The organism is Flavobacterium potami, from assembly GCF_020026915.1.
GTDB lineage: Bacteria > Bacteroidota > Bacteroidia > Flavobacteriales > Flavobacteriaceae > Flavobacterium > Flavobacterium potami.
This window is the reverse complement of sequence record NZ_JAINUY010000048.1, coordinates 1-289: the sequence shown is the minus strand read 5'-3', so window position 1 is coordinate 289 and position 289 is coordinate 1. Positions and strand designations below refer to the sequence as shown.

General features: G+C 46.0%; 1 protein-coding gene. It reads left to right on the top strand.

The features are described from left to right. Positions 1-221, top strand: a 221-nt coding sequence (locus K6T82_RS24220; RefSeq protein WP_223711602.1) for a hypothetical protein, incomplete at its 5' end; no start/stop codon positions are given. Between the last annotated feature and the right edge of the window lie 68 nt (positions 222-289).

Below are 289 nucleotides of genomic sequence, written 5' to 3'. Positions count from 1 at the left end.
TGTTGGGTTGCGCACCAGCTCACAAGCTTTTCGATTTGGTCTCAGTAGAACTTAAGCAAGGTGTTTCCGTCCCAAGAGGCAAGAGTGATTACCAATTGAATGTTAAGGCCAGCGCAGTTCCGAAAGGCGTTGAGATCGGTTTTGCCGTTTCTGAAGACTGTAAGACAAAAATTTATTGGAACCAACCGCCCGCTGGGATGGAAGGGCTGACAATTCAGTAGCATGTATGATGAAGATTGTCTTCTGCCGTTATCAGCCTTAGCCCAGTTTTATTATTGTCCCAGAAGAG